Annotated in this window: 18 protein-coding genes and 2 pseudogenes; 10 read left to right on the forward strand and 10 right to left on the reverse strand. The window is 72.2% G+C overall.

The genetic code is table 11. The annotated features are described in order from the left end of the window. The first annotated feature begins 88 nt into the window (after positions 1 to 88). Complete coding sequence (locus PUR71_RS19195; RefSeq protein WP_329928260.1) at positions 89 to 889, forward strand: hypothetical protein; 801 nt, start codon at positions 89 to 91, stop codon at positions 887 to 889. Between the two features lie 114 nt (positions 890 to 1003). On the opposite strand, the gene PUR71_RS19200 is transcribed toward PUR71_RS19195, so the two are convergent. Beyond that, entirely contained in the window at positions 1004 to 1552 is a 549-nt protein-coding gene (locus tag PUR71_RS19200) for a hypothetical protein (protein ID WP_329928445.1), read from the reverse strand. A gap of 111 nt (positions 1553 to 1663) precedes the next feature. Further along, positions 1664 to 2548, reverse strand: a complete 885-nt coding sequence (locus PUR71_RS19205) for a LysR family transcriptional regulator (RefSeq protein WP_329928261.1) — start codon at positions 2546 to 2548, stop codon at positions 1664 to 1666. A 78-nt stretch (positions 2549 to 2626) separates the two neighbouring features. Here PUR71_RS19205 and PUR71_RS19210 point away from each other — a divergent pair, with 78 nt between their 5' ends. Continuing rightward, complete coding sequence (locus tag PUR71_RS19210; RefSeq protein WP_329928262.1) at positions 2627 to 3361, forward strand: CTP synthase C-terminal region-related (seleno)protein; 735 nt, start codon at positions 2627 to 2629, stop codon at positions 3359 to 3361. Between the two features lie 10 nt (positions 3362 to 3371). Here the strand turns inward: PUR71_RS19210 and PUR71_RS19215 are convergent, their stop codons facing one another. Genes PUR71_RS19215 through PUR71_RS19225 form a run of 3 tightly spaced genes read right to left on the reverse strand, consistent with a single transcriptional unit; the run spans position 3372 to position 5239 of the window. After that, on the reverse strand, positions 3372 to 3923 hold the full coding sequence (locus PUR71_RS19215) for a GNAT family N-acetyltransferase (RefSeq protein WP_329928263.1): 552 nt from the start codon (positions 3921 to 3923) through the stop codon (positions 3372 to 3374). Between the two features lie 56 nt (positions 3924 to 3979). Beyond that, positions 3980 to 4567 (reverse strand): dephospho-CoA kinase, encoded by a 588-nt coding sequence (coaE, locus tag PUR71_RS19220; protein ID WP_329928264.1) that lies wholly within the window; start codon positions 4565 to 4567, stop codon positions 3980 to 3982. A 33-nt stretch (positions 4568 to 4600) separates the two neighbouring features. Next, positions 4601 to 5239 carry an MBL fold metallo-hydrolase gene (locus tag PUR71_RS19225; protein ID WP_329928265.1) on the reverse strand — a complete coding sequence of 213 codons (639 nt, stop codon included), beginning with the start codon at positions 5237 to 5239 and terminating at the stop codon, positions 4601 to 4603. A 74-nt stretch (positions 5240 to 5313) separates the two neighbouring features. On the opposite strand from PUR71_RS19225, the gene PUR71_RS19230 reads away from it, so the two are divergent. Then, the gene (locus PUR71_RS19230) at positions 5314 to 5739 is read left to right on the forward strand and encodes a MarR family transcriptional regulator (protein ID WP_329928266.1); all 426 of its coding nucleotides are present in this window, start codon (positions 5314 to 5316) and stop codon (positions 5737 to 5739) included. On the opposite strand, the gene PUR71_RS19235 is transcribed toward PUR71_RS19230, so the two are convergent. Together PUR71_RS19235 and rpsA are read right to left on the reverse strand one after the other, a co-directional pair. Next, entirely contained in the window at positions 5719 to 8001 is a 2283-nt protein-coding gene (locus PUR71_RS19235) for an MMPL family transporter (protein WP_329928267.1), read from the reverse strand. The two genes, PUR71_RS19230 and PUR71_RS19235, sit on opposite strands and share 21 nt — an antisense overlap. A 209-nt stretch (positions 8002 to 8210) precedes the next feature. Beyond that, a complete protein-coding gene (gene rpsA, locus PUR71_RS19240) occupies positions 8211 to 9701 on the reverse strand; it encodes a 30S ribosomal protein S1 (RefSeq protein WP_329928268.1) in 1491 nt (496 codons plus the stop codon). Between the two features lie 414 nt (positions 9702 to 10115). On the opposite strand from rpsA, the gene PUR71_RS19245 reads away from it, so the two are divergent. Both PUR71_RS19245 and hrpB read left to right on the forward strand, forming a co-directional pair. Next, positions 10116 to 10970 (forward strand): class I SAM-dependent methyltransferase, encoded by an 855-nt coding sequence (locus PUR71_RS19245; RefSeq protein ID WP_329928269.1) that lies wholly within the window; start codon positions 10116 to 10118, stop codon positions 10968 to 10970. A gap of 4 nt (positions 10971 to 10974) precedes the next feature. Further along, a pseudogene (gene hrpB / locus PUR71_RS19250) lies at positions 10975 to 13490 on the forward strand (ATP-dependent helicase HrpB). Positions 13491 to 13577: 87 nt separating this feature from the next. On the opposite strand, the pseudogene PUR71_RS19255 reads toward hrpB, so the two are convergent. Both PUR71_RS19255 and hemC read right to left on the reverse strand, forming a co-directional pair. After that, positions 13578 to 13775 (reverse strand): annotated as a pseudogene (locus PUR71_RS19255) (NUDIX domain-containing protein); the annotation flags it as partial. Positions 13776 to 14013: 238 nt separating this feature from the next. Then, positions 14014 to 14940 (reverse strand): hydroxymethylbilane synthase, encoded by a 927-nt coding sequence (gene hemC / locus PUR71_RS19260; RefSeq protein WP_329928270.1) that lies wholly within the window; start codon positions 14938 to 14940, stop codon positions 14014 to 14016. A gap of 162 nt (positions 14941 to 15102) precedes the next feature. Between hemC and PUR71_RS19265 the strand changes: the two genes are divergently transcribed. Continuing rightward, complete coding sequence (locus tag PUR71_RS19265; protein WP_329928271.1) at positions 15103 to 15678, forward strand: TetR/AcrR family transcriptional regulator; 576 nt, start codon at positions 15103 to 15105, stop codon at positions 15676 to 15678. Between the two features lie 86 nt (positions 15679 to 15764). Next, on the forward strand, positions 15765 to 16550 hold the full coding sequence (locus tag PUR71_RS19270; RefSeq protein WP_329928272.1) for an SDR family oxidoreductase: 786 nt from the start codon (positions 15765 to 15767) through the stop codon (positions 16548 to 16550). Positions 16551 to 16773: 223 nt separating this feature from the next. On the opposite strand, the gene polA is transcribed toward PUR71_RS19270, so the two are convergent. Then, the gene (gene polA / locus PUR71_RS19275; protein WP_329928446.1) at positions 16774 to 19464 is read right to left on the reverse strand and encodes a DNA polymerase I; all 2691 of its coding nucleotides are present in this window, start codon (positions 19462 to 19464) and stop codon (positions 16774 to 16776) included. Between the two features lie 354 nt (positions 19465 to 19818). Here polA and PUR71_RS19280 point away from each other — a divergent pair, with 354 nt between their 5' ends. From PUR71_RS19280 to PUR71_RS19290, 3 genes are all read left to right on the forward strand, one after another. Next, the gene (locus tag PUR71_RS19280) at positions 19819 to 20283 is read left to right on the forward strand and encodes a PaaI family thioesterase (RefSeq protein ID WP_329928273.1); all 465 of its coding nucleotides are present in this window, start codon (positions 19819 to 19821) and stop codon (positions 20281 to 20283) included. Positions 20284 to 20962: 679 nt separating this feature from the next. Next, positions 20963 to 22195: a branched-chain amino acid ABC transporter substrate-binding protein gene (locus PUR71_RS19285; RefSeq protein WP_329928274.1), complete on the forward strand. Its 1233-nt coding sequence runs from the start codon at positions 20963 to 20965 to the stop codon at positions 22193 to 22195. A 161-nt stretch (positions 22196 to 22356) separates the two neighbouring features. After that, a complete protein-coding gene (locus PUR71_RS19290) occupies positions 22357 to 23286 on the forward strand; it encodes a branched-chain amino acid ABC transporter permease (RefSeq protein ID WP_329928275.1) in 930 nt (309 codons plus the stop codon). Position 23287 lies beyond the last annotated feature (1 nt).

Below are 23287 nucleotides of genomic sequence, written 5' to 3' on the forward strand. Positions count from 1 at the left end.
GACCAGCCGCGCCGCGTGCCCGCCAGGGCCGGGAGCCACCGGGTGCCCGACCCCGATCCAGCACACCGGACACGTGAGGAACCGTCAGTTGCGCACCACCCGCACAGTCGCCGCCGCCTTCACGGCCCTGCTCTGCCTCGGCGCCCTCAGTGCCTGCGGTCCCGACAACGGCGGCCAGGACGCGGCCAAGACGACCGCCCCGGCCCCGGCCTCCACCACCGCTCCGGTGACCGGGAGCGCCACCGCCGCGACTCCCACCGACGGCGCCACGGGAACGTCGACGGGCAACCGGATCCCGGCCAAGGCCTGGATGGACGCCAAGAGCGTCCCGCTGGACGACACCCTCCACTGGGCCCCGCTCGCCGCGAACGCCAACCCCGTCCCGCGTCCGGTCGTGTTCAAGGGCATGGAGCTGTGCCACGCCCAGGTCGCCAAGGACGACACGTCGATGTTCACCGGCTCGGCGGCCTCCAAGGCCACGGTCGGCTTCGGCGGCGAGCACTGGACGGCCCAGCAGACCCTGCTCTTCGAGGGCGACCCGACCCACAGCAGCGGCACCAAGCAGCTCACCAACCTGGCCGAGGAGCACCTCACCGCGGCCGTCAAGGACTGCGCCAAGACCGCTCCGAACGCCACCGTGAAGGTGACCGCCCCGGGCGGGGCCGACGCCCCGTACTTCGCCGCGGCCGTGACGGTCCCGCAGCCCGACGGCGCCGTCGTCACGCTGCACGAGTACGTCGTGGTGGCCGGCGGCACGGTGAGCGAGCTGTCGGTCTGGGCCACCGCCAAGGCCGGCGCCCAGCCGAAGGAGGCCTGGACGGCCCCCGACGACAAGTACGTCGCCACCGGCATGACGGCCCCGCTCTGCGAGGCCCTCCCGGGCTGCTGAGCGGCCCACGAAGACCGCCCCGGGCGCGATCCCGGGGCACGACGGGTCGGCCCGTCCGGCACAGGGGACCGGACGGGCCGGCCCGTCACCACGCTCGGCGGGCCGGCGGAGCCGTCACAGGCCGAGGCGGCTCAGCGCGGTCGTCCAGTCGGAGGCGATCGCTCTGCGCGCGGCGTCGAGCGTGACCTGCCCGCCGCACACCGCCTTCTTCAGCCGGTTCTCGACGGTGTCCTTGCTCTGCGCCGGCTCGTTGCCGTACCGCGGCTCGGGCCACAGGTTCCGCGGGTCACGCGGGGCGCCGCCGAGCTCCAGGGGGACGAAGTGGTCCTCCTCGTAGTCGGCCGGGTTGGTGTCCGAGAAGCCGTACTGCGCGATCTGCTGCACCTTCAGGGCGTTGGTGTAGCTCGTCGGCGGGCGCACGGTGGCGGTCCAGCCGGAGACGCAGATCGTCTTCTGGATGGTCGCCTGGGTGACGGCCGGGTTGTAGGCGCCCGGCGTGCAGGCCGGGTCGGGCAGCGGCAGGGACGCGCGCGAACAAGCGGCGGCGCGGGCACCGGACTTGTGCGTGGACGGGTGCGCGGCGGCCTGCGCGGTCCCGGCGGCGAGCCCGGCGGTGGCGAGGGCGGTGGCCACGGCGACCACGGTCAGGCGCTGACGAATCATCACGGATGATCTCTCCTGGGCCGGCCCGGCCGACTGCCGGGCGACTGTGCCCATGACAGCAGCGCCACCACGAACAACGTCAGCCTCGGAACGTGAACTACTGGTAAGAGTTCACCGGTCCGTCAACTCCCGTGCCAGCATGGCCGCCGGGCCATCCGGCAGGCTGCCGTGCACGAGTTCGGTGCGGTGCACCAGGCGCGGCGCCGTGACCGGCACCCCGACGACGCCGGGCGAGGCGGCCAGGGCGGACGGCGGCAACAGGGCCAGGCCGTGGCCGGTGGCTACGAGCGCGAGCAGGGCGTGCACGTCCGTGCCGCGGTAGCGGACGGCCGGGCGGAAGCCGTCGGTGCCGGTGGCCGCGCGCAGCCGGGCGGGCGGCGGGGTGAGGTCGGGGGCGTCGAGCCAGCGGGCCGCGGACAGGTCGGCGAGGGCGATCCCGGGCCGGCCGGCCAGCGGGTGTCCGGCGGGGAGCGCCACGACGACCGGCTGCTCGGCGACGGCGACGGTGCCGAGCGGGCCTACGTCGGGCAGCGGCAGCGGGTCGCTGGGCGCGGCGAGCCCGTCGACGAGGGCGAGGTCGACGTCCCCGGTGGCGACCAGCGCGGGCAGCGCGTCCTGGCCGAGCACCCGGACGTCCACCTCCGCACGCGGGTACGCCCGGCGCACCTCGCCGAGCGCACGCCCGACCGCAGCGCCGAGCGCCAGCGGGGTGGCGCCGAGCACCAGCCGGGCACTCGCGGCACCCACCAGGCGCGCGACGTCGGCGCGCGCCGCCTCCAGCCGCACGAGCAGTGGCGCGGCGTGCTCCAGCAGCCGCACGCCCGCCTCGGTCGGGCCGACCGGGCGGCGGACGAGCAGCGGCGCCCCGAGGTCCGCCTCCAGCGCGGCGATCTGCTGCGAGACGGCGGACTGCGTGTAGCCGAGGTCGCGCGCCGCCTCGGAGAACGAGCCCAGGCGGACGACGGTGACGAAGGTGCGCAGCTGCTGCGGATCCACAGGCTCATCAGCCGATCTGATCGAGAGGTAAGAAATCATCGTTGGCGCTGATCTCGGGTGCCGGGCCAGGATAGCCGCATGACCTACCAGACCCCGCGCATCGCCCTGGTCGGCGACCGCTCCCCCGCCGTCCGCTCGCACGCCCGCGTCCCCGGCCTGCTCGACGCCCTCGCCACCCGCGACCAGCTCGACCTGGACGCCTACTGGATCCCCACCGACGACGCCGGGGCGCCCGGCGCCCTCGAGCGCTTCGACGCGATCTGGCTGCTCCCCGGCAGCCCCTACCGCAGCGAGGAGGGCGCCCTGGCCGCCGTCCGGACCGCCCGCGAGCTCGGCATCCCCTTCCTCGGCACCTGCGCCGGCTTCCAGCACGCGGTGCTGGAGTTCGCCCGCACCGTCTGCGGCATCGGCGACGCCGTCCACGCCGAGCAGGATCCGGACCGGGACGCCCAGGTCATCGCCCCGCTCGCGTGCTCGCTGGTCGGCCACGAGGGCGCGGTCACCGTCACCCCCGGCACGCTCGCCGAGCGCGTCCTCGGCACCACCCGCACGATGGAGCGCTACCACTGCGCGTACGGGCTCAACGCCGCCTACCTGGACCGGCTGAGCGAGCACGGGCTGCGGTTCAGCGGGGCGGACGAGGAGGGCTCGGTGCGCATCCTGGAGCTGACGGACCACCCGTTCTTCCTGGCCTCGCTGTTCCAACCGGAGCTCGCCGGCGACGGCACCCGCCCGCACGCGATGATCCGCGCCCTGGCCGTCGCGGCGGTCGAGCGGGCCGCCGCCGCCGAGCGGGCGGCAGTCGCCTCCTGACTGCGGTCCCTCACATCGGCAGCGACCGCAGCCGCGCCGCCCCCTCCGGCCATGCGGCACCGGCCCTCAGCGGCGCCCACATCGTGTGCAGCGGCATCACGACGAGCCGCCCGCCGGGTTGTTCGACCGTCACCTCGCCGGGCACCGCCCGGAAGCCCCGCCGCTCGTAGAGGCCGACGAGCGGCGGGCGGCAGAACAGCAGGGCGTACGCGGGGCCGAGTGTACGGGCGTGGTCGAGGGCGGCCCCGACCACGGCGCGCGCGAGGCCGCCGCCGCGCCGGTCGGGGGCGACGGCGACGCCCCCGACGCCGACGGCCGGCACGTCCGTGCTCCCGACCGTGAGTGGCAGCTGCAGCAGACCGGTGTGCGCGACGAGCCGGCCCCCGTCGGACCGGACGCCGAAGTGGATGTCCTTGGGCAGGAACGCCAACCCGGTGTGCGCCACGCCGAAGGGGTCGTCACCGGGCCCGAGGATCTCGTCCTGGTCGGCTCGGGTGTACTGCGGCAACCGCACGACCTCGACGGGAGCGGCGGGGCTCCCGGAGGAGGAATGATCAGTCATCCAGCCATCGTCGCTCCCGGGACGAACGGAATCCAGGCCCGCGCGAGAGCGGCGACCTAGGACCGCAGCCGCGCCCACACCTCGGCGACGCGGGCCGGCAGCTCCTCCAGCGGACCGCTGTTGTCGATCACGACGTCCGCGATCGCGAGCCGCTCCTCCCGGGTGGCCTGCGCGGCCATCCGGGCGCGGGCCTCGTCCTCGGTCATGCCGCGCAGTTCCACCAGCCGCGCGACCCGCACGTCGTCGGCCGCGTCGACCACGACGACCAGGTCGTACAGCGGGCCGAGTCCGTTCTCGGCGAGCAGCGGCACGTCGTGCACGACGACGGCGTCCGGCGCGGCGGCGGCCTCCAGTTCGGCCGAGCGGGCCCGCACCAGCGGGTGGACGATCGCGTTCAGCGCCTGGAGCCGGTCCGGCGCGCCGAACACGATCGCGCCGAGGGCCGGCCGGTCCAGCGAGCCGTCCGGCCGCAGCACCGCGGGCCCGAACTCGGCCACCACGGCCGCGAGTCCGGCCGTCCCGGGCGCGACCACCTCGCGGGCGATCACGTCGGAGTCCACGATCACCGCGCCGTGGGCGGCGAGCAGCCGGGACACCTCGCTCTTGCCGGCGCCGATGCCACCCGTCAGTCCGATCTTCAGCATGGCGCCAGGCTACCGGCGCCCCCTCGACCGCGGTCAGTCGAGGTCGAGGCTCTCGCCCTCGCCCAGCGCCTGCATCCGGGCACCGCCCGGGCCGTCCTCGCCGACCAGGTTGGTGTGCACGGCGAGCCCGAGCGGGCTGAGGACCGCGTCGTGCACGGGCACCGCCACGCGCGGGGCGGCCTCCCGGACGTAGTCGACGAGTTCGCCCGCCTTGGTCCAGGGCGCGCCGATCGGCAGGAGCAGGGTCTCGACGGCGTGCGGCGGCACGGTGAGCGCGTCGCCGGGGTGGAAGAGGCGGCCACCGAAGAGGAAGCCGACGTTCTTCACGAGCGGGATGTCCCGGTGGATCTCCGCGTGCCACTGGCCGTGCACGGAGACCTCCAGCCCGCCGAGCTCGAACGCGTCACCCTCGCCGACGGCCGTCACGCGCTGCGCCACGCCGTCGAGCCGGGCGGCCACGGCGTCGTTGGTCCACACCCGCAGGGCCGGGTCGGCCTCCAGCGCGGCGCGCAGCCGGGACTCCTCGAAGTGGTCCATGTGCTCGTGGGTGATCAGGACGGCGTCGGCCCCGGCGAAGGCGGCGGGGTCGGTGAACATTCCGGGGTCGATGACGACGGTGGCGCCGTCGTGCTCCAGACGTACGCAGGCGTGTCCGAACTTGGTGATTCGCATGGAAAAACAGTACAGCAAGACTGCACAGCATGACTACACAGTTTTGCTGCACAGATTCCCGGTAGGCTTCTCCCATGAACCGTCCGGCCCCCGAGACCCTCGAACTCGCCGCCGACTTGCGCGCCGCCCTCGGCAGCCTGGTCCGCTCCCTGCGCGACAACGACGAGCTGCCCCAGAACCAAGCCGCCGTCCTCGGCCTCCTCGTCCGCGACGAACGCTCCTACACCGTCGCCGAACTCGCCGACCGCCAACGCGTGCGCCACCAGTCGATGGCCCGCACCGTCACCCTCCTCGCCGGGGCCGGCCTCGTCACCCAGGAGCCGCACCCCACCGACGGCCGCAAGCTGCTCGTCACCGCCACCGAGGCCGGCCGCACCGCCCTGCTCGAACAGCGCGCCCGCCGCGAAGCGCAGATCGCCGCCGCCATCGAGGCCCGCCTCACCCCCGAGGAGCGGCAGACCCTGCGCGCGAGCATCGCCCTACTGAGCCGGCTGCGCTGAGCCCGTCGCGGTCCCCGCAGCCGCCCCCGCCGCCGAGCCCACGCCCGTACCCACGCCCGAACCCACGAGCACCGGACGCTGCGCCGGGATCACCGCCGGCGCGATCGGCGGCAGCTCGACGTGCTCGCTCAGCCCGAAGCGGCGGTGCAGCCGCTTCAGCGGCGCCGGCGCCCACCAGTTGAACTCGCCGAACAGGCTCATCGCCGCCGGCACCAGCAGGCAGCGCACCAGCGTGGCGTCCACCGCGACGGCGACCGCCAGCGCGATGCCCATCTGCTTGACCATGAGCATGTCCCCGAGTGCGAACCCGGCGAAGACGATCACCATCAGCAGCGCCGCCGAGGTGATGATCCGACCGCTGCGCTGCACGCCGAGCTCCACCGCCTTCGCACAGCTGTAGCCGCGCGAGTGCAGTTCCTTGATCCGGGCGAGCAGGAACACCTCGTAGTCCATGGACAGCCCGAACGCGAACGCGAAGACCAGCACCGGGATGAAGGTCTCGAGCCCGCCGGTCGGACTGAACCCGAGCAGCCCGCTGAAGTACCCGTCCTGGAAGATCAGCGTGAGCGCGCCGAGCGAGGCGCCCAGCGACAGCAGGTTCATCAGCAGCGCCTTGACCGGCATCACCACCGACCCGGTCATCAGGAACAGCAGCACCAGCGTCCCGAGCGCGACCAGCCCGAGCGCCCAGGGCCCGCGCGAGCTCAGCTCGTCGGCGAAGTCGACCACCGAGGCGGCGCCGCCGGTCACGTAGGTCCGCAGTCCGCCGCGGTCGGCCCGCAGCTCGTCGACGACCTGCTTGGCCGTCCCGCCCTGCGGGTCCCCGTGCACGAGCACGTCGATCGTCGAGACGGAGTCGCTCACCGGCGAGACCGCCCGCACCCCGCTCACCCCGGGCAGCTTGGCGACGACCTCGTCCGCGTACGCCTGCGCCACCGGAGCCCCGCCCTCGACGACCACCGTGATCGGCGCGGCGGCGAGCTGCGGGAAGCGCTGGTCGATCGCGTCCGCGACCTGCCGCCCGGCCGAGGAGGCGGGCAGCACCGCCGCCCCGGAGTTGCGCATCTCCGCGTGCAGGAACGGCGCCCCGGCGGCCATCAGCAGCGCGGTGCAGGCCAGCGCGACGGGCACCGCCCGCTTGCGGACCCGGCGGACGGTCCGGCTGAAGAAGCCCTCGTCGGGCACGGGCGCGGCCGGCGCCTTGATCCGCGAGCCGGCGAAACCGAGCAGCGCGGGGATCAGGGTGAGGGCCGCGGCGACGGCGATCACGACCACGCTCACCCCGGCGGCGGCGACGGCCCCGAGCACCGGGCTGGTGAAGACGAAGAGGCCGGCGAGTGCGACGGCGACGGTCAGCCCGGAGAAGGCGACGGTGCGCCCGGCGGTCGCGGCGGTGCGCTCGACGGCGGCGGCGATGTCGGCGCCGTGCCCGCGTTCCTCGCGGAAACGATTCACCATGAGCAGCGCGTAGTCGATCGAGAGTCCGAGCCCCAGCACGGTGGCGATCGGCAGCACGCTGGTGTCGATGTCCATGATCCGGCTGAAGCCGAACATGGCCAGCAGCGCCCCGCCCACCGAGGCGACCGCACCGATCACCGGCAGGCTGGCCGCGGCGAGGCCGCCGAAGACCAGCACCATGACGACGAGGGTGAGCGGCAGGGTCACGATCTCGCCGAAGCGGGTGTCCTGCTCGGTCTGCTTCTTGACCTCCTGCTGGAGCACGAGGTCACCGCCGACGGTGACGTGCGCCCCGCCGGTGCCGTTCAGCGCGGCCAGCCGCTGGGTGACGGCGTCCGCCTGCGCGACGGTGCTCGCGTCGGCCATGCGGACGGTGACCAGGCTCGCGTTCCCGTCGGCCGAGCGCAGCGCGGCGGCGCCCGGCCCCGGCCCGTAGGCGTCGTTCGCGGAGGCGACGCCGGGCAGGGCGGCGATCTCCTGGGTGGCCCTGGTGACGGCCGCCCGTACCGCCGCACCGTCCACCGAGCCCTTGTCCGTCGGTTTGGCGTCGACGACGGCGGTGACGACCCCCCGGGCCGGATCGGCCGCGGTGGCGACCGCGCTGCCCCGGTCGGCCTCGGAAGCGGCCGAGGAGGCCCCGGCCACCGACCCCTCGAAGACCCGGCCGCCGATCAGGACCCCGACGACCAGGACGACGGCCCAGAAACCGAGGACCCAGCGCCGGTGCCGGAAGCAGAACCGCCCCAGAGCGGCGAGCCGCCCGCGGACCCGGAGGTCGGCGGCAGCGGAGGAGGGGTTGCGCATGAAGGAGCCTTTCGGGCAGTTCCACTCAATGTAGGTGGAACCCGAACTCCGGCCTAGAGAAGGGCGATGAGCCTCATCTCACACTTTCCTCCACATAAACAGCACATAAGTCACATCGGAAAACGAACCGGAAACGAAAGGGGCCCCATCCGGATCGAAATCCGGATGGGGCCCCTTCCCTAGCTGGTCGCTAGCGGGAAGCGAGAGCCTCAGCTCTGGCCGCCGGCCAGCTTCTCGCGCAGGGCGGCCAGGGCCTCGTCCGAGGCGAGAGCGCCGGAGCCCTCGTCGCTGCTGGACGAGTAGGAACCACCGGCGGCGGCGGCGACGGCGTCGCCACCCTCGGCAGCGGCCTCGGCGTCGGCCTCACGGCTCTTGATGACCTGGGCCTGGTGCTGCTCGAAGCGGGTCTGCGCCTCGGCGTACTGGCGCTCCCACTCCTCACGCTGCTTCTCGAAGCCGGGCAGCCAGTCGTTCGCCTCGGGGTCGAAGCCCTCCGGGTAGATGTAGTTGCCCTGGTCGTCGTACGAGGCGGCCATGCCGTACAGGGTCGGGTCGAACTCGACCTCGGCCGGGTTGGCACCCAGGGCCTCGTTGGCCTGCTTGAGCGACAGGCTGATGCGACGACGCTCGAGGTCGATGTCGATGACCTTGACGAAGATCTCGTCGCCGACCTGGACGACCTGCTCCGGGATCTCGACGTGGCGCTCGGCCAGCTCGGAGATGTGGACCAGACCCTCGATGCCCTCGTCCACGCGGACGAACGCACCGAACGGAACCAGCTTGGTGACCTTACCCGGAACGACCTGGCCGATCTGGTGGGTACGGGCGAACTGCTGCCACGGGTCCTCCTGGGTCGCCTTCAGCGACAGGGAGACGCGCTCGCGGTCCATGTCGACGTCGAGGACCTCGACGGTGACCTCCTGGCCGACCTCGACGACCTCGGACGGGTGGTCGATGTGCTTCCAGGACAGCTCGGAGACGTGCACGAGGCCGTCGACGCCACCCAGGTCCACGAAGGCACCGAAGTTGACGATCGAGGAGACGACGCCGGAGCGCACCTGGCCCTTCTGCAGGGTGGTGAGGAAGGTCTGGCGGACCTCGCTCTGGGTCTGCTCCAGCCAGGCACGGCGGGACAGGACCACGTTGTTGCGGTTCTTGTCCAGCTCGATGATCTTGGCCTCGAGCTCCTTGCCCACGTAGGGCTGGAGGTCGCGGACGCGGCGCATCTCGACGAGCGAGGCGGGGAGGAAGCCGCGGAGGCCGATGTCGAGGATGAGACCACCCTTGACGACCTCGATGACGGTACCGGTGACGATGCCGTCCTCTTCCTTGATCTTCTCGATCGTGCCCCAGGCACGCTCGTACTGAGCGCGCTTCTTGGACAGGATGAGACGACCCTCCTTGTCCTCCTTCTGGAGAACCAGGGCCTCGATGTTGTCACCGACGGCGACGACCTCGTGCGGGTCAACGTCGTGCTTGATCGAGAGCTCGCGGGACGGGATGACGCCCTCGGTCTTGTAACCGATGTCGAGGAGGACCTCGTCACGGTCGACCTTCACGATGACGCCCTCGACGATGTCGCCATCGTTGAAGTACTTGATGGTCTCGTCGATGGCGGCGAGGAACGCCTCCGCGTCGCCGATGTCGTTGACCGCGACCTGCGGGGTGGTGCTGAGGGAGGAGTCGGTGGGGCTCGTCATTAGGAAAAGGGCTCCGGTACGGACATGAAAGTCGTAGGTAATGCCACGCGGAGGGCCCGTATCGCTCCCACCGAAAGCCGGACAGCCAAGAACACGGCGCACCGGCCTTCCCGTGAACAACGAGAACCGGCGTCCGTCTTGCGACCGTGGGGTCTTCGACAGATGCGAGCGCGACCTGCTCCGTCCGAGGCGCGCAGGCCCGCAGCGCAACTTGTAGCATACGGGGACGGCCAGGCACGGTCAACGCCAAGAGCGGCAAGACGGTGGAGCCTGGTACGGATCAGGCCATATCCTCCGATCGCGCGCCTCGCGGCGACGCTCGAAGGGGCCCTTACCCCGGATGCCACCGCCTGGATCCGGACCCTCTCGGGCCGGCTCGCGGCAGCGGCGCTTCCGCACACCACACCCTACGCGATGGGCATTATCACCGTGGCCACCACCCCCCAGTCCGAGCTTCACGATCTTGACGACGACGGCGACGACGCGGTAAGGCGCCAGGCCGGAGCCGGTGAGAGCAGCCGCGCCAGCCGGCACTGGTGGGACCGCAACGCGGACGAGTACCAGGACGAGCACGGGGAGTTCCTCGGCGACGACCGCTTCACCTGGTGCCCCGAGGGCCTGGACGAGGCCGACGCCCGGCTGCTCGGCGAGGTGGCCGGAAAGGACGTCCTGGAGCTCGGCGCCGGCGCCGCCCAGTGCTCGCGCTGGCTGGCCGCCCGGGGCGCCCGGCCGGTCGCCCTGGACATCTCCTTCCGCCAGCTCCAGCACTCCCGCCGGATCGACCTCGGCCGCGGCGACGCGCCCGTCCCGGTCGTCCAGGCCGACGCCGCCGTCCTGCCCTTCGCCGACGGCTCCTTCGACCTCGCCTGCTCCGCGTACGGAGCCGTGCCGTTCAGCGCCGACACCGCCCGCCTGATGCGCGAGGTGCACCGGGTGCTGCGGCCCGGCGGGCGCTGGGTCTTCTCGGTGACCCACCCCATCCGCTGGGCCTTCCCCGACGAGCCCGGCGTCGAAGGCCTCACCGCGAACGCCTCCTACTTCGACCGCACCCCGTACGTCGAGGAGGACGAACAGGGGCGCGCCAGCTACGTCGAGCACCACCGCACGATCGGCGACCGGGTCCGCGAACTCGTCGGCGCCGGCTTCCGATTGGTGGACCTGGTCGAGCCCGAGTGGCCGGCCGGCCTGGAGCAGGAGTGGGGCGGCTGGTCCCCGCTGCGCGGGCGGCTGATCCCCGGCACCGCGATCTTCGTGGCCGAGCGGGGCTGACGCCTTGCCGAACCCCCCGTGGCGCGATCTCCCCGTCCGCACCGCGCTGCCGGCGCTGCACCGCGCGCTGGACGACATCGGCACCGCCGTCCTCGCCGCGCCACCCGGGACCGGCAAGACGACGCTGGTGCCGCTCGCGCTCGCCGGGCTGCTCGACTCCGGGAGCCCCGTGCGGCGGGTGCTCGTCGCCGAGCCGCGTCGCCTCGCCGTGCGGGCCGCCGCGCGGCGGATGGCCTGGCTGCTCGGGTCGTCCGTGGGCCGCGAGGTCGGCTACACCGTGCGCGGCGAGCGTCGCGTCGGCCCGGCGACGGTGGTCGAGGTGGTCACCACCGGTGTGCTGCTGCAACGCCTCCAGCGCGACCAGGAGCTGCCCGGCGTCGACGTCGTCGTCCTGGACGAGTGCCACGAACGGCACCTGGACGCCGACACCGCGCTCGCGTTCCTGCTCGACGTCCGGGAGGCGCTGCGGCCCGAGCTGCGGCTGGTCTGCGCCTCCGCCACGTCCGACACCGAGGCCTGGGCCGAACTCCTCGGCGGCGCACCGGTGGTGGAGGCGCACGGGGTGTCCCACCCGGTCGGCGTGGTGTGGGCACCGCCGCCGCGCGCCGTCCGGCCCGCGCACGGGACCCGGGTGGATCCGGCGCTGCTCGACCACGTCGCGGCGGTGGTGCGGCGGGCTTTGGACGAGCGCGACGGGGACGTGCTCTGTTTCCTCCCCGGGGTCGGCGAAATCGCCCGGGTGGCAGGGAAGTTGGCCGACCTACCGGTGGACGTGCTGCAACTGCACGGCCGCGCCCCGCAGTCCGTCCAGGACGCCGCGCTTTCCGCCGGGGACGGCCGTCGGGTCGTCCTCACCACCGCCGTCGCCGAGTCCTCGCTCACCGTGCCGGGTGTGCGCGTCGTGGTGGACGCCGGACTCGCCCGCGAGCCGCGCACCGACCACGCCCGCGGCCTGGCCGGCCTCGTCACCGTCCGCGCCTCGCTCGCCGCCGCCAGGCAGCGCGCCGGGCGAGCGGGGCGCGAGGCCCCCGGCACCGTCTACCGCTGCTGGGCCGAGGCCGAGGACGCGCTGGCCGCCCGCTTCCCCACGCCGGAGATCGCGCTCGCCGACCTCACCCCGTTCGCCCTCCAGGCCGCCTGCTGGGGCGACCCGGACGCCACCGGCCTCGCCCTGCCCGACCGGCCCCCGGCGGGCGCGATGGCCGCCGCCCGGCAGACGCTCCGGGCGCTCGGGGCGGTGGACGCGGACGGCCGGGCGACGGCACGCGGGGCCCGCCTGGCCCGTACGGGGCTGCACCCCCGGCTGGGTCGCGCGCTGGTCGACGGCGCCGCCGCAGTCGGTGCGCGCCGGGCCGCCGAGGTGGTCGCACTGCTGTCCGAGGAACCGCCGCGCGCGCTCGGCGACGACCTGGGGACGGCCTGGCGGACGGTCCGCTCCTCCAACGACCCCTACGCGGGCCGCTGGCGCGAGGAAGTCCGCCGCCTGCTGCGCGCCACCTCGGACGAGCCAGCCACTCAGCTTCCCGACGCGACCGCCGCCGGACTGGTCGTCGCCCTGGCCTTCCCCGAACGAATCGCCCGCGCACGCGTCGAGAAGCCGGCCCCCGGCGAGCGCAGCCCGTACCTGATGGCGTCCGGCACGGCCGCGGAGTTGGCCCCGACACCCGGCTCGGCGCCCTGCCGTGGCTCGCCGTAGCGGTCGCCGACCGCCCGGCGGGCGCGCACTCCGCCCGGGTGCTGCACGCCGCCGCACTGGACGAGGACACCGCCCGACTGGCGGGCGCGGCGCTGCTCACCACCACTGAGGAAGTCCACTGGGACACGAGGCGCGGCGAGGTGGTCTCCCGCCGGCTCGATTCCCTGGGCGCGATCGAACTGTCCTCCTCACCCCTGGACCGCCCCGACCCGCTGCTCGTCCGCGCCGCCCTCCTCGAAGGCCTGACCCGCGAGGGCGTGAGCGAGGTGCTCACCTGGCCCTCCCCCGGACTACGCGAACGCCTCGCCTTCCTCCACACGACGATCGGCGCCCCCTGGCCCGACGTCTCCGACGAGGCACTCCTCGACCACGCCGAAGAGTGGCTGGAGCCCGAACTCTCCCGCGCCCGCCGCCGCGCCGACCTCGCCCGGATCGACACGACGGCCGCCCTCCAACGCCTGCTCCCGTGGGCCACCGGCGAAGCGGGCCGCCTGGACGAACTCGCCCCCGAACGCATCACCGTCCCGTCCGGCTCGAAGATACGAGTCGACTACAGCGACGAACGCCCAGTGCTGGCCGTCAAGTTGCAGGAACTCTTCGGCTGGACGGCGGCCCCCGCCCTGGCCGGCGGCCGGGTACCACTCACGATCCACCTGCTCTCCCCCGCAGGCCGCCCCGCCGCCGTCACCGGAGACCTGGCGTCCTTCTGGCAAAACGGCTACCACGCCGTCCGCGCAGATCTGCGAGGCCGCTACCCGCGCCACCCCTGGCCCGAGGACCCGACCACGGCAGAGCCCACCCGCCGCACCAACACCCGGAAGTAGCAGCAGAAGACCCCCTACTCATCGGCGAGTAGTGGGGTCTCGGGCAGCTCACAGGACGGGTCAGACGTCGCCGAACTCGGCTGCGCCTCCTGCATCCTCGTAGACCTCGCGGCGCACGCCGTCCTCGACGGACTCGTCCAGCTCCAGCACGCCGCCCGGGGGTTCCCAGGTCCCGTTGTCAGCCCGGCGAATCGCCAGCACGCAGCCGTCCTCCCGCACCACCACCCCGGCGACGGACACCGAGTGGAGCGGCGTTGACCGGGACTTCCCGGCGCTGTTGCTCATGTGCAGGAGGACAGGAGCCCTGAACCACCGGCAACCCGACCGCCGCCTACCTCTCCCTCGACGCCACCCACCCCCGTCCGGGCCTCGGCGACGCCACTCACTCCCGGCAGGCCCTCGTCACCGCCGGCGAACTTCCTGCGCCGCACCCTCGCGGACAACACCGGTCGTCGCTTCACCGCCCGCCGCTGCCGACCACCGCTGACGACCACGCCGAAGCCCACCGACCCGGAGGCGCAGCTCAGACCGCGACCCGGACCTCCGCCAGGATGTCCTCCGCGCCTCGGTCCAGCAGGAGGCCGGCCACCTGCACGCCCAGCTTCTCCGGCTCGCTCAACGGGCCGGAGAGACGGGCCTCCACCTGCCGCCCGCCATCCACGGAAGTGACCTGCCCGTGCAGGGTCAGCACTTCTCCATCCGCCTCGCCGAAGGCGCCGACCGGCACCGAGCACCCGCCGTGCAGCTCGGCCAGCATCGCCCGCTCGGCCCGCACCTCCGCGTCGGTCACCGGGTCACCGGAACCGGCCAGGATCTCGCGGGCAAGCCCGTTGTCCGCGCGGATCTGGATGCCCAGCGCTCCCTGGCCCGGCGACGGGGGGAACAGCCCGATCGGCAGGATCTCGCTGATCTCCTCGTGGCGGCCGAGCCGTTTGATACCGGCGGCGGCCAGGACCACCGCGTCCAGTTGGTGCGTCCGGAGCTTGCCGAGCCTGGTCGGAACGTTTCCCCGGATCGCCACCGGCACCACGTCAGGCCGAACACAGAGCAATTGAGCGATCCGGCGCGACGCCGACGTGCCGACCCTGCCGCCGTACGGGAGGCCGGCCAACGTCGAACCGCACAGCGCGTCCCGCACGTCCGCGCGGCGCGGCGGGGGCAGGAGGACCAGGCCGGGCGGGTTCGCGGTCGGCAGGTCCTTGAGCGAGTGCACGATCACGTCGACCTCACCGGACACCAGAGCGTTCACCTGGTTCACCGAGAAGGCCGAGCCGCCGCCGCGCTCCGACACCTCCCGGAGAGCCGACCGGCGGTCCTGGTCACCGACCTCCGTGATCACCCGGTGGCGGAAGGCCACGTCGGGAAACCGCTCCCGCAGCGGCGCCAGGAACTCCCTGACCTGAGCCCGCGCCAGGTGACTGGCCCGCGACCCGACCACCAGTGTGCTCATATGCCAACTCCCGGCACCAGAAGAGACGTTGAGCGCATGCTACCCGCCTCGAACACGTCTGCTTTCCGACGGTATGTCGGAAACCGCGCCCCATCCGCACCGAGGACCGGCGCACGGTCCGAATACTTGACCCGCAGGTCAAGTATTCACTACGGTAGCGGCATGGGCAGGCCGAAGAACTTCGAACCGGACGTGGTCATCGCACAGGCGATGGAGACGTTCTGGACCAAGGGCTACGCCGGCACTTCCCCCGCCGACCTCGCCGAGGCGACCGGAGTGGCCAAGGGCAGCCTGTACCACTCCTTCGGCTCCAAGCGGGAGTTGTTCACCAAGGCGCTGGACCTCTACGGGCGGTTGGGCTCGGAGGCGACCGAGGAGTTCCTCGCACGGCCGGGGACCGCCAAGGAGCGCATTCGCGCCTACCTCGTACTGCTCGTGGACACGGACCTGGACGGGCCGGTCCGTCGCGGATGCCTGGCGCAGAACACGGTCGAGGAGCTCGGCGGGCGGGACGAGGAGGCCACCCGCAAGGTCCACCGCATCGAGGAACGCATGGTCGAGCTGTTCGCGGCCCGCATCGAGCAAGGACAGCGGGACGGTGACGTCGACCGGGACGTCGACGCCAGGGCGCAGGCGCTGTTCGTCCAGACCACCCTCGCGGGGCTGCGGGTCATGGCCAAGACGTTCGACCGGCCGGTCCTGCTCCAGATCGTCGACACGGCCCTGGCACGCCTCTGAGCCGCAGCACCGCGGGTGGCGGCGTTTTTTGTGCCCTGATTTTAGACCTCGAGTTCAAGAATCCGTCGTACGAGAATGGGGAGATCATGGATCTCGGCATCAGCGGGAAGACCGCTCTGGTCACCGGAGCGAGTCGCGGCATCGGCCTGGCGATCGCTCGGACCCTGGCCGCGGAGGGAGTCCGCGTGGTGGGTGCCGCCCGAACCGTCACACCCGAGCTGGAGAAGGTCGCCGCCGCGGCGGTGTCCGTCGACCTGAGCGCCCGCGACGGCGCACGGTCGATGGTCGATCAGACGCTCGCCGCGGTCGGCGGGATCGACTTCCTCGTCAACAACGTGGGCGGCGACACGGGGAACCTGTCCCTGGCCGGGTTCCTGGACGTCGACGACGAGCAGTGGCGGACGGTCTTCGACCTCAACCTGTTCAGTGCGGTGTGGACCACCAAGGCGGCGCTGCCGAGCATCCTGGAACGCAAGGGCGCGATCGTGAACATCTCCTCGATCAACGCCCGCATGCCCACCGGCGCACCGGTCGGCTATGCGGAGGCCAAGGCGGCGTTGAACCAGTTCGGGAAGCACCTCAGCGAGGAACTGGCGCCACGCGGTGTCCGTGTGAACACCGTCTCCCCCGGCCCCACGGCCACTCCCGTGTGGACCGACCCGGACGGTTTCGGCGGCAGGGTGGCCGCCGCGTCCGGGATGGGCCACGGCGACCTGCTCGCAGGCCTGCCCGGGCAGTTCGGCACCGCCTCGGGACGCCTCACCGAACCCGAGGAGGTGGCGAACCTGGTCGCCTTCCTCCTGTCCGACCGCGCCGCCAACATCCACGGCGCCGATCACGTCATCGACGGCGGCACCCTCAAGACGGTCTGACAACGCCCGGACCGGCCGGCTCCCGGTCAGTGCACGGTCAGCGCACCGAGCCCGGCGTGAACGCCGGGGCCGGGGGGCGTGGGATCGGGATGCCCGTGTGGACTGGGCCGCAGACCATGACCTGGGCGGCTGCCGCTCCCCCGCTCTTCGCACGATGATCGCGCAGAGAAGGGCGGTGGGCCCGGACACTCACGCGTCCGGGCCCACCGCGAAGCACGGCGCCTCAGTGCGCCGCCGCCTCCCAGTTGGCGCCGACGCCGACGGAGACGTCGAGCGGGGCGCGCAGCGGGTAGGCGCCGGCCATCTGGTCGCGGACGATGGCCTCGACCTGCTCGCGCTCGCCGGGGGCCAGCTCCAGCACGATTTCGTCGTGGACCTGGAGCAGCATCCGGGAGGTGAGGCCGGCCTCGCGCAGGGCGTCGTCGACGCGCAGCATGGCGATCTTGACGATGTCGGCGGCCGAGCCCTGGATCGGGGCGTTGAGGGCCATGCGCTCGGCCATCTCGCGGCGCTGGCGGTTGTCGCTGTTGAGGTCGGGCAGGTAGCGGCGGCGGCCGAGGAGGGTCTCGGTGTAGCCGGTGGCCCGGGCCTCGTCGACGACGCGGCGCAGGTAGTCGCGCACGCCGCCGAAGCGCTCGAAGTAGGTGTCCATCAGGCCCTGCGCCTCGGCGGGCTTGATGCCGAGCTGCTGCGAGAGCCCGTACGCCGAGAGGCCGTACGCCAGGCCGTAGGACATGGCCTTGATCTTGCGGCGCATCTCGGCGTCCACCGAGGCGCCCGGGACCTCGAAGACCTGGGAGGCGACGGTGGTGTGGAGGTCCTCGCCGGTGGCGAAGGCCTCGATCAGGGCCTCGTCCTCGGAGAGGTGGGCCATGATGCGCAGTTCGATCTGGGAGTAGTCCGCGGTGAGCAGCGACTCGTACCCCTCGCCGACGATGAAGGCGCGGCGGATGGCGCGCCCCTCCTCCGTGCGGACCGGGATGTTCTGCAGGTTCGGGTCCTGCGAGGAGAGCCGTCCCGTGGCGGCCACCATCTGGTTGAAGGTGGTGTGGATGCGGCCCTTGGGCGAGACCGTCTTGAGCAGGCCCTCGACGGTGGTGCGCAGCTTGGCCTGGTCGCGGTGGCGCAGCAGGATGACCGGCAGTTCGTTGTCGGTCTGGGTGGCGAGCCAGGTCAGGGCGTCGGCGTCGGTGGTGTAGCCGGTCTTGATCTTCTTGGTCTTGGGGAGGGCGAGCTCGCCGAAGAGGATCTCCTGGAGCTGCTTGGGCGAGCCGAGGTTGAACTCGTGCCCGGCGGCGGCGTGGGCCTCCTCGACGCAGCGCTGGATCTCGGCGGCGAACTGCGTCTCCAGCGTGGTGAGCCAGGGGCGGTCGGCGGCGATGCCGTAGCGCTCCATGCGGGCGAGCAGGGCGGCGATGGGCAGTTCCATGTCGCGCATGAGCTCGACGGCGCCGACCTCGGCGAGGCGGGTGTCGAAGAGGGCGGCGAGGTCGAGGACGGCGCGGGCCTGGAGCATGAGGGCCTGGGCGCCGGCCGTCGGGTCCTCCTCGGGGGCGTCGAAGGCGAGCTGGCCGCTCTCGGCCGCCGGGGTGGCGGGGGTGAGCGAGCGGGCCAGGTACTCCTCGGCGAGGACCTCCAGGGTGAAGGTGCGGCGGCCGGGCTTCTCCAGGTAGGCGGCGAGGGCGGTGTCGGCGGCGACGCCCGCGATCGTCCAGCCGCGCTCGGCGAAGGCGCGCATGACCTGCTTGGCGATGTGCAGGGCCTTGGGGGCGGCGGCATCGGCGAGCCAGGCGGCGAAGGCGCGTTCGTCCTCCTCGGCGAGCAGGGCCGGGTCGAACCAGGCGGCCGACTCCCCGACGGCGAGGGCGACTTCGGCGACCTCGCCGGTGCCGAGCGCCCACTGGTAGACGGCGGCCAGGGCGACCGGCGTCTTGGTGTCGGCGGCGTGCTCGCGCAGCCAGGCGGCCAGGGTGCCCGGGTCGGTGAGCAGTTCGCCGTCGACCTCGACGCCGGGGGCGAGTTCGGCCGCCTCGGCGTCCTCGCCGGCGGCCGGGTCGATGCCGAAGACGCGGTCGCGGAAGTTGGCGTTGCGGAACTCCAGCGACTCCATCAGGGTGCCGACGGCGGCCCTGTCGAAGGAGGCGCGGGCCAGGTCGGGCACGCCGAGGGGGAGTTGGACGTCGCGGACGAGCTCGGTGAGCACGCGGTTGCGCTTGACGGAGTCGAGGTGCTCGCGCAGCTTCTCGCCGATCTTGCCCTTCACCTCGTCGGCGCGGGAGACGAGTTCGTCGAAGGAGCCGAACTGGTTGACCCACTTGGCGGCCGTCTTCTCGCCGACGCCGGGGATGCCGGGCAGGTTGTCCGACGGGTCGCCGCGCAGGGCGGCGAGGTCGGGGTACTGGCTCGGGGTGACGCCGTACTTCTCGGCGACCTTCTCCGGGGTGTAGCGGGTGAGTTCGGAGACGCCCTTGGTCGGGTAGAGGACGGTGACGTGCTCGGTGACCAGTTGGAGGGAGTCCCGGTCGCCGGTGACGATGTCGACGTCGAAGCCGGCCGCCTCGGCGGCGGTGGCCAGGGTGGCGATGATGTCGTCGGCCTCGAAGCCCTCGACGGTCAGCCGCGGGACGTTCATGGCGTCGAGCAGTTCGCCGATCAGGCCGATCTGGCTGCGGAACTCGTCGGGCGTCTTGGCGCGGTTGGCCTTGTAGTCGGGGAACTCGACGGAGCGGAACGTCTGGCGGGAGAGGTCGAAGGCGACCGCGAGGTGGGTGGGCTGCTCGTCACGGACGGCGTTGGCGAGCATCGACGCGAAGCCGTAGACCGCGTTGGTGGGCTGGCCGGTGGAGGTGTTGAAGTTCTCCACGGGCAGGGCGTAGAAGGCCCGGTAGGCCATCGAGTGCCCGTCGAGCAGCATCAGCCGGGGCCGCCGGCCGGCCCCGCCGCCACCCGTCGCGCCCTTGTCCGTACTCTGCGTAGCCACGTCAACGTCCGTTCCTGCCGATTCCACTTCCGGCCCCCGATCCTATGGCCCGGCACCGACAAAACGGGGCGCACCGAACGGGAGCGCGACGCGCGGGCGGGGCGGCGGGCGGGGTGCCTACCGTCGAGTAGGACGGTCGTACGATCACAGTCGGCACGACCGAGCACCACGAGCCCACCGGCACGACCGGCCCTACCAGCCCCACCGACCCCACCAGCACGACCAGCCCACCAGCCCACCAGCCCACCAGCACGACGACGTGATTCCCGAGCGGCAGGAGTTCCCCCCATGACCGACGCGGCCCCCGACGCCACCCCCGTCCTGAAGGTCCCGCAGGAGGTGCTGGACCACTTCGCCAAGCTCGGCGTCAGCCCTGAGACGTTCTCCGGCGGCCACCTCGGCGAGAAGCTCGGCATCCGGATCGTCGAGGCCTCGGGCGACCGCGTGGTCGGCACGATGCCCGTCGAGGGGAACCAGCAGCCGTACGGGCTGCTGCACGGCGGCGCGTCCGCGGCGCTGGCGGAGACGCTGGGCTCGATCGGCGCGATGCTGCACGCGGGCCCGGGCCGGTACGCGGTCGGCGTGGACCTCAACGCCACCCACCACCGCTCGGCGACGTCCGGGCTGGTCACCGGGGTCGCGACGGCCGTCTTCAAGGGGCGCACCGCCGCCACGTACGAGATCGCGATCACCGACGACACCGGCCGCCGGGTCACCAGCTGCCGGCTGACCTGCATGCTGCGCGACCTCTGACGGTCCTCCCGTGGTCCCCGGGGGCGTCTTTGACGGCGCCCTGCCAGGGGATATGCGTCGTCAAGTCCCTTACCCGCCCCCTTGTTTGACCTTCCGCCACCGTGGGCAGGCGTTGGTCCAGACAAGGGGGCGGTGGCATATCCGGACACACGGCAGTACGCCCCGCCACCCGTAACGCTACGTAACAGCTAGGAAATCAAAGCATTCGGCGACCCCGAGATCCGAAAGGCAGCCGGAGCACCTTCACGCGCCTTCGTTTGTCCGTAATCCGGACGAGAATGCCCGGAACATGCACACCGGACGGCATCGTTCGATTATCGGTGCGGCCAGCAGCAACCCTCATTTCTGGGCCTTACATCGCCCTACCAGCGCGTAAACGCCCGCCGCCGCCGGGTCGGTCGAATCAGAACGACCACATGCTGAGACAAATGATACGTGTGCTCATAACAAGAGAATCACAGCCTCGCTGCACCCCTGCCCGAGCCGCCTCACGACGCCTAGAGTCACGGCCAGTCACCGCGCCACCCGGATTGGGCTGGGGCGTGTCTTTCGGAGCAGATCGGAGGGCCCGGGCGCCGCGGCACCCGGCCTGATCCGACGGACACGCCCCAGGACCCACCGCGCATCCCGGCTCCCGCCACCCCAGGCGCGGCGCCTTCCTGAACCGAAGGGGACCCCTGTGCGTCATCGTTCCGCAGTTGTCGTGAGCATTTCCGTGATCGCCGCCCTCAGCCTCAGCGCGTGCGGTTCCCGCGGCGACAAGAAGTCCGCCGACGGCGGCGGCAGCGGCTCCGGCACCACCGTCACCATCGGCGTCGACGCCCCGCTCACCGGCGACCTCTCCGCCATCGGCATCGGCATCAAGAACTCGGTCGACCTCGCGGTCAAGAAGGCCAACGAGACGAACGAGGTCCCCGGGGTCAAGTTCCAGATCAAGGCCCTCGACGACACCGCCAAGCCCGCCCCCGGCCAGCAGAACGCCACCCAGCTGGTCGCCGACAACACCGTCCTCGGCGTCGTCGGCCCCCTCAACTCCAGCGTCGCGCAGTCGATGCAGCAGATCTTCAACGACGCCAACCTCGTCGAGATCTCCCCCGCCAACACCGGCGTCGCCCTCACCCAGGGCGAGAAGTGGGCCACCGGCGAGAAGAAGCGCCCCTTCAAGAGCTACTTCCGCACCGCCACCACCGACGCCGTCCAGGGCCCCTTCGCCGCCCAGTTCCTCTACACCGACTCGAAGAAGACCAAGGTCTTCATCATCGACGACCAGAAGACCTACGGCGCCGGCCTCGCCGCCACCTTCAAGGGCGAGTTCACCAAGCTCGGCGGCACCGTCGCCGGCGAGGAGCACGTCAACCCCGACGACCGCGACTTCTCCGCCATCGTCACCAAGGTCAAGAGCTCCGGCGCCGAAGCCGTCTACTACGGCGGCGAGTACCCGGCCGCCGGCCCGCTCTCCCTCCAGCTCAAGGAGGCCGGCCTCAACATCCCGCTCATGGGCGGCGACGGCATGCAGAGCGCCGACTACATCAAGCTCAACCCCAAGAGCGCCGGCGACTTCGCCACCGCCGTCGGCGGCGACGTCACGAAGCTCCCCACCGCCGCCAACTTCATCAAGGACTACCAGGCGGCCGGCTACAAGGACCCGTACGAGACCTACGGCGGCTACTCCTACGACAGCGCCTGGGCCATCATCGAGGCCGTCAAGAACGTCGTGAACGCCAACAGCGGCAAGCTCCCCTCGAACGCCCGCGCCGCCGTCGTCGACGCCGTCCAGAAGATCTCCTTCGACGGCGTCACCGGCAAGGTCTCCTTCGACGAGTTCGGCGACACCACCAACAAGCAGCTCACCGTCTACGTCGTCAAGGACGGCAAGTGGGACGTGGAGAAGACCGGCACCTTCAACGGCTGAGCCGCCCACGGCTGATCACCAACGGCCGTGAGCAGCCGTAAACGGCCGAACGGCACCTTCCTCTCCAGCACCACCCGCGCGGGGGCGCCACGAGTGCCCCCGCGCGCGCCCACATCCACCCACCCCACGCGGACACCCGAACGCACAACGGAGGCCCAGCGGTGCACGACCTACCGCAGCAGCTGGCCAACGGCCTGATCCTCGGAGCCCTCTACGGGCTCGTCGCGATCGGCTACACGATGGTCTACGGCATCGTCCAGCTCATCAACTTCGCCCACGGCGAGATCGTCATGGTCGGCGGCTTCGGCGCCCTGACCGCCTACCTCGCCCTCCCCGGCGGCACCACCATGTGGCTGGCCCTACCGCTGATGCTGATCGCCGGCATCCTGGTCTCCACCCTCACCGCCGTCGCCGCCGAACGCTTCGCCTACCGGCCCCTGCGCAACGCACCCCGCCTCGCGCCCCTCATCACCGCCATCGGGCTGTCCATCCTGCTCCAGCAGCTCGTCTTCTCCTTCTACCCCGACGCCAAGAAGGCCCGCGTCTTCCCGAAGATCCCCGGCGACCCGCTGAGCCTCGGCTCCGTCACCATCCAGCCCAGCGACCTCTTCCTCATCGCCGCGGCCCCGCTCTGCATGCTCGCCCTCGGCTGGTTCGTCACCCGCACCCGCTCCGGCCGCGCCATGCAGGCCACCAGCCAGGACCCCGACACCGCAAAGCTCATGGGCATCGACACCGACCGCATCATCGTCATGGCCTTCGCCATCGGCGCCGCGTTCGCCGCCGTCGCCGCCATCGCCTACGGACTGCGCAGCGGCCAGGTCGACTTCCGCATGGGCTTCATCCTCGGCCTCAAGGCCTTCACCGCCGCCGTCCTCGGCGGCATCGGCAACATCTACGGCGCCATGCTCGGCGGCGTCGCCCTCGGCCTCGCCGAGAGCCTCGCCACCGGCTACATCCAGCACCTGCCCGGAATGAGCCTCTTCGGAGGCGGCGCCTGGAAGGACGTCTGGGCCTTCGTACTCCTCATCCTCGTGCTCCTCGTCCGGCCACAGGGCCTGCTCGGCGAGCGCGTCGCGGACAGGGCGTGAC

The organism is Streptomyces sp. SP17BM10 (assembly GCF_036322405.1).
Taxonomy (GTDB): domain Bacteria; phylum Actinomycetota; class Actinomycetes; order Streptomycetales; family Streptomycetaceae; genus Kitasatospora.

Bases quoted from the DNA above. Each gene is read 5' to 3' on its own strand.
- PUR71_RS19200 (WP_329928445.1), bottom strand. From the start codon at position 1,552: ATGATTCGTCAGCGCCTGACCGTGGTCGCCGTGGCCACCGCCCTCGCC.
- PUR71_RS19210 (WP_329928262.1), top strand. From the start codon at position 2,627: ATGACCTACCAGACCCCGCGCATCGCCCTGGTCGGCGACCGCTCCCCC.
- PUR71_RS19215 (WP_329928263.1), bottom strand. From the start codon at position 3,923: ATGACTGATCATTCCTCCTCCGGGAGCCCCGCCGCTCCCGTCGAGGTC.
- coaE (WP_329928264.1), bottom strand. From the start codon at position 4,567: ATGCTGAAGATCGGACTGACGGGTGGCATCGGCGCCGGCAAGAGCGAG.
- PUR71_RS19225 (WP_329928265.1), bottom strand. From the start codon at position 5,239: ATGCGAATCACCAAGTTCGGACACGCCTGCGTACGTCTGGAGCACGAC.
- PUR71_RS19230 (WP_329928266.1), top strand. From the start codon at position 5,314: ATGAACCGTCCGGCCCCCGAGACCCTCGAACTCGCCGCCGACTTGCGC.
- PUR71_RS19235 (WP_329928267.1), bottom strand. From the start codon at position 8,001: ATGCGCAACCCCTCCTCCGCTGCCGCCGACCTCCGGGTCCGCGGGCGG.
- rpsA (WP_329928268.1), bottom strand. From the start codon at position 9,701: ATGACGAGCCCCACCGACTCCTCCCTCAGCACCACCCCGCAGGTCGCG.
- PUR71_RS19245 (WP_329928269.1), top strand. From the start codon at position 10,116: ATGGGCATTATCACCGTGGCCACCACCCCCCAGTCCGAGCTTCACGAT.
- hemC (WP_329928270.1), bottom strand. From the start codon at position 14,940: ATGAGCACACTGGTGGTCGGGTCGCGGGCCAGTCACCTGGCGCGGGCT.
- PUR71_RS19265 (WP_329928271.1), top strand. From the start codon at position 15,103: ATGGGCAGGCCGAAGAACTTCGAACCGGACGTGGTCATCGCACAGGCG.
- PUR71_RS19270 (WP_329928272.1), top strand. From the start codon at position 15,765: ATGGATCTCGGCATCAGCGGGAAGACCGCTCTGGTCACCGGAGCGAGT.
- polA (WP_329928446.1), bottom strand. From the start codon at position 19,464: ATGCTGCTCGACGGGCACTCGATGGCCTACCGGGCCTTCTACGCCCTG.
- PUR71_RS19280 (WP_329928273.1), top strand. From the start codon at position 19,819: ATGACCGACGCGGCCCCCGACGCCACCCCCGTCCTGAAGGTCCCGCAG.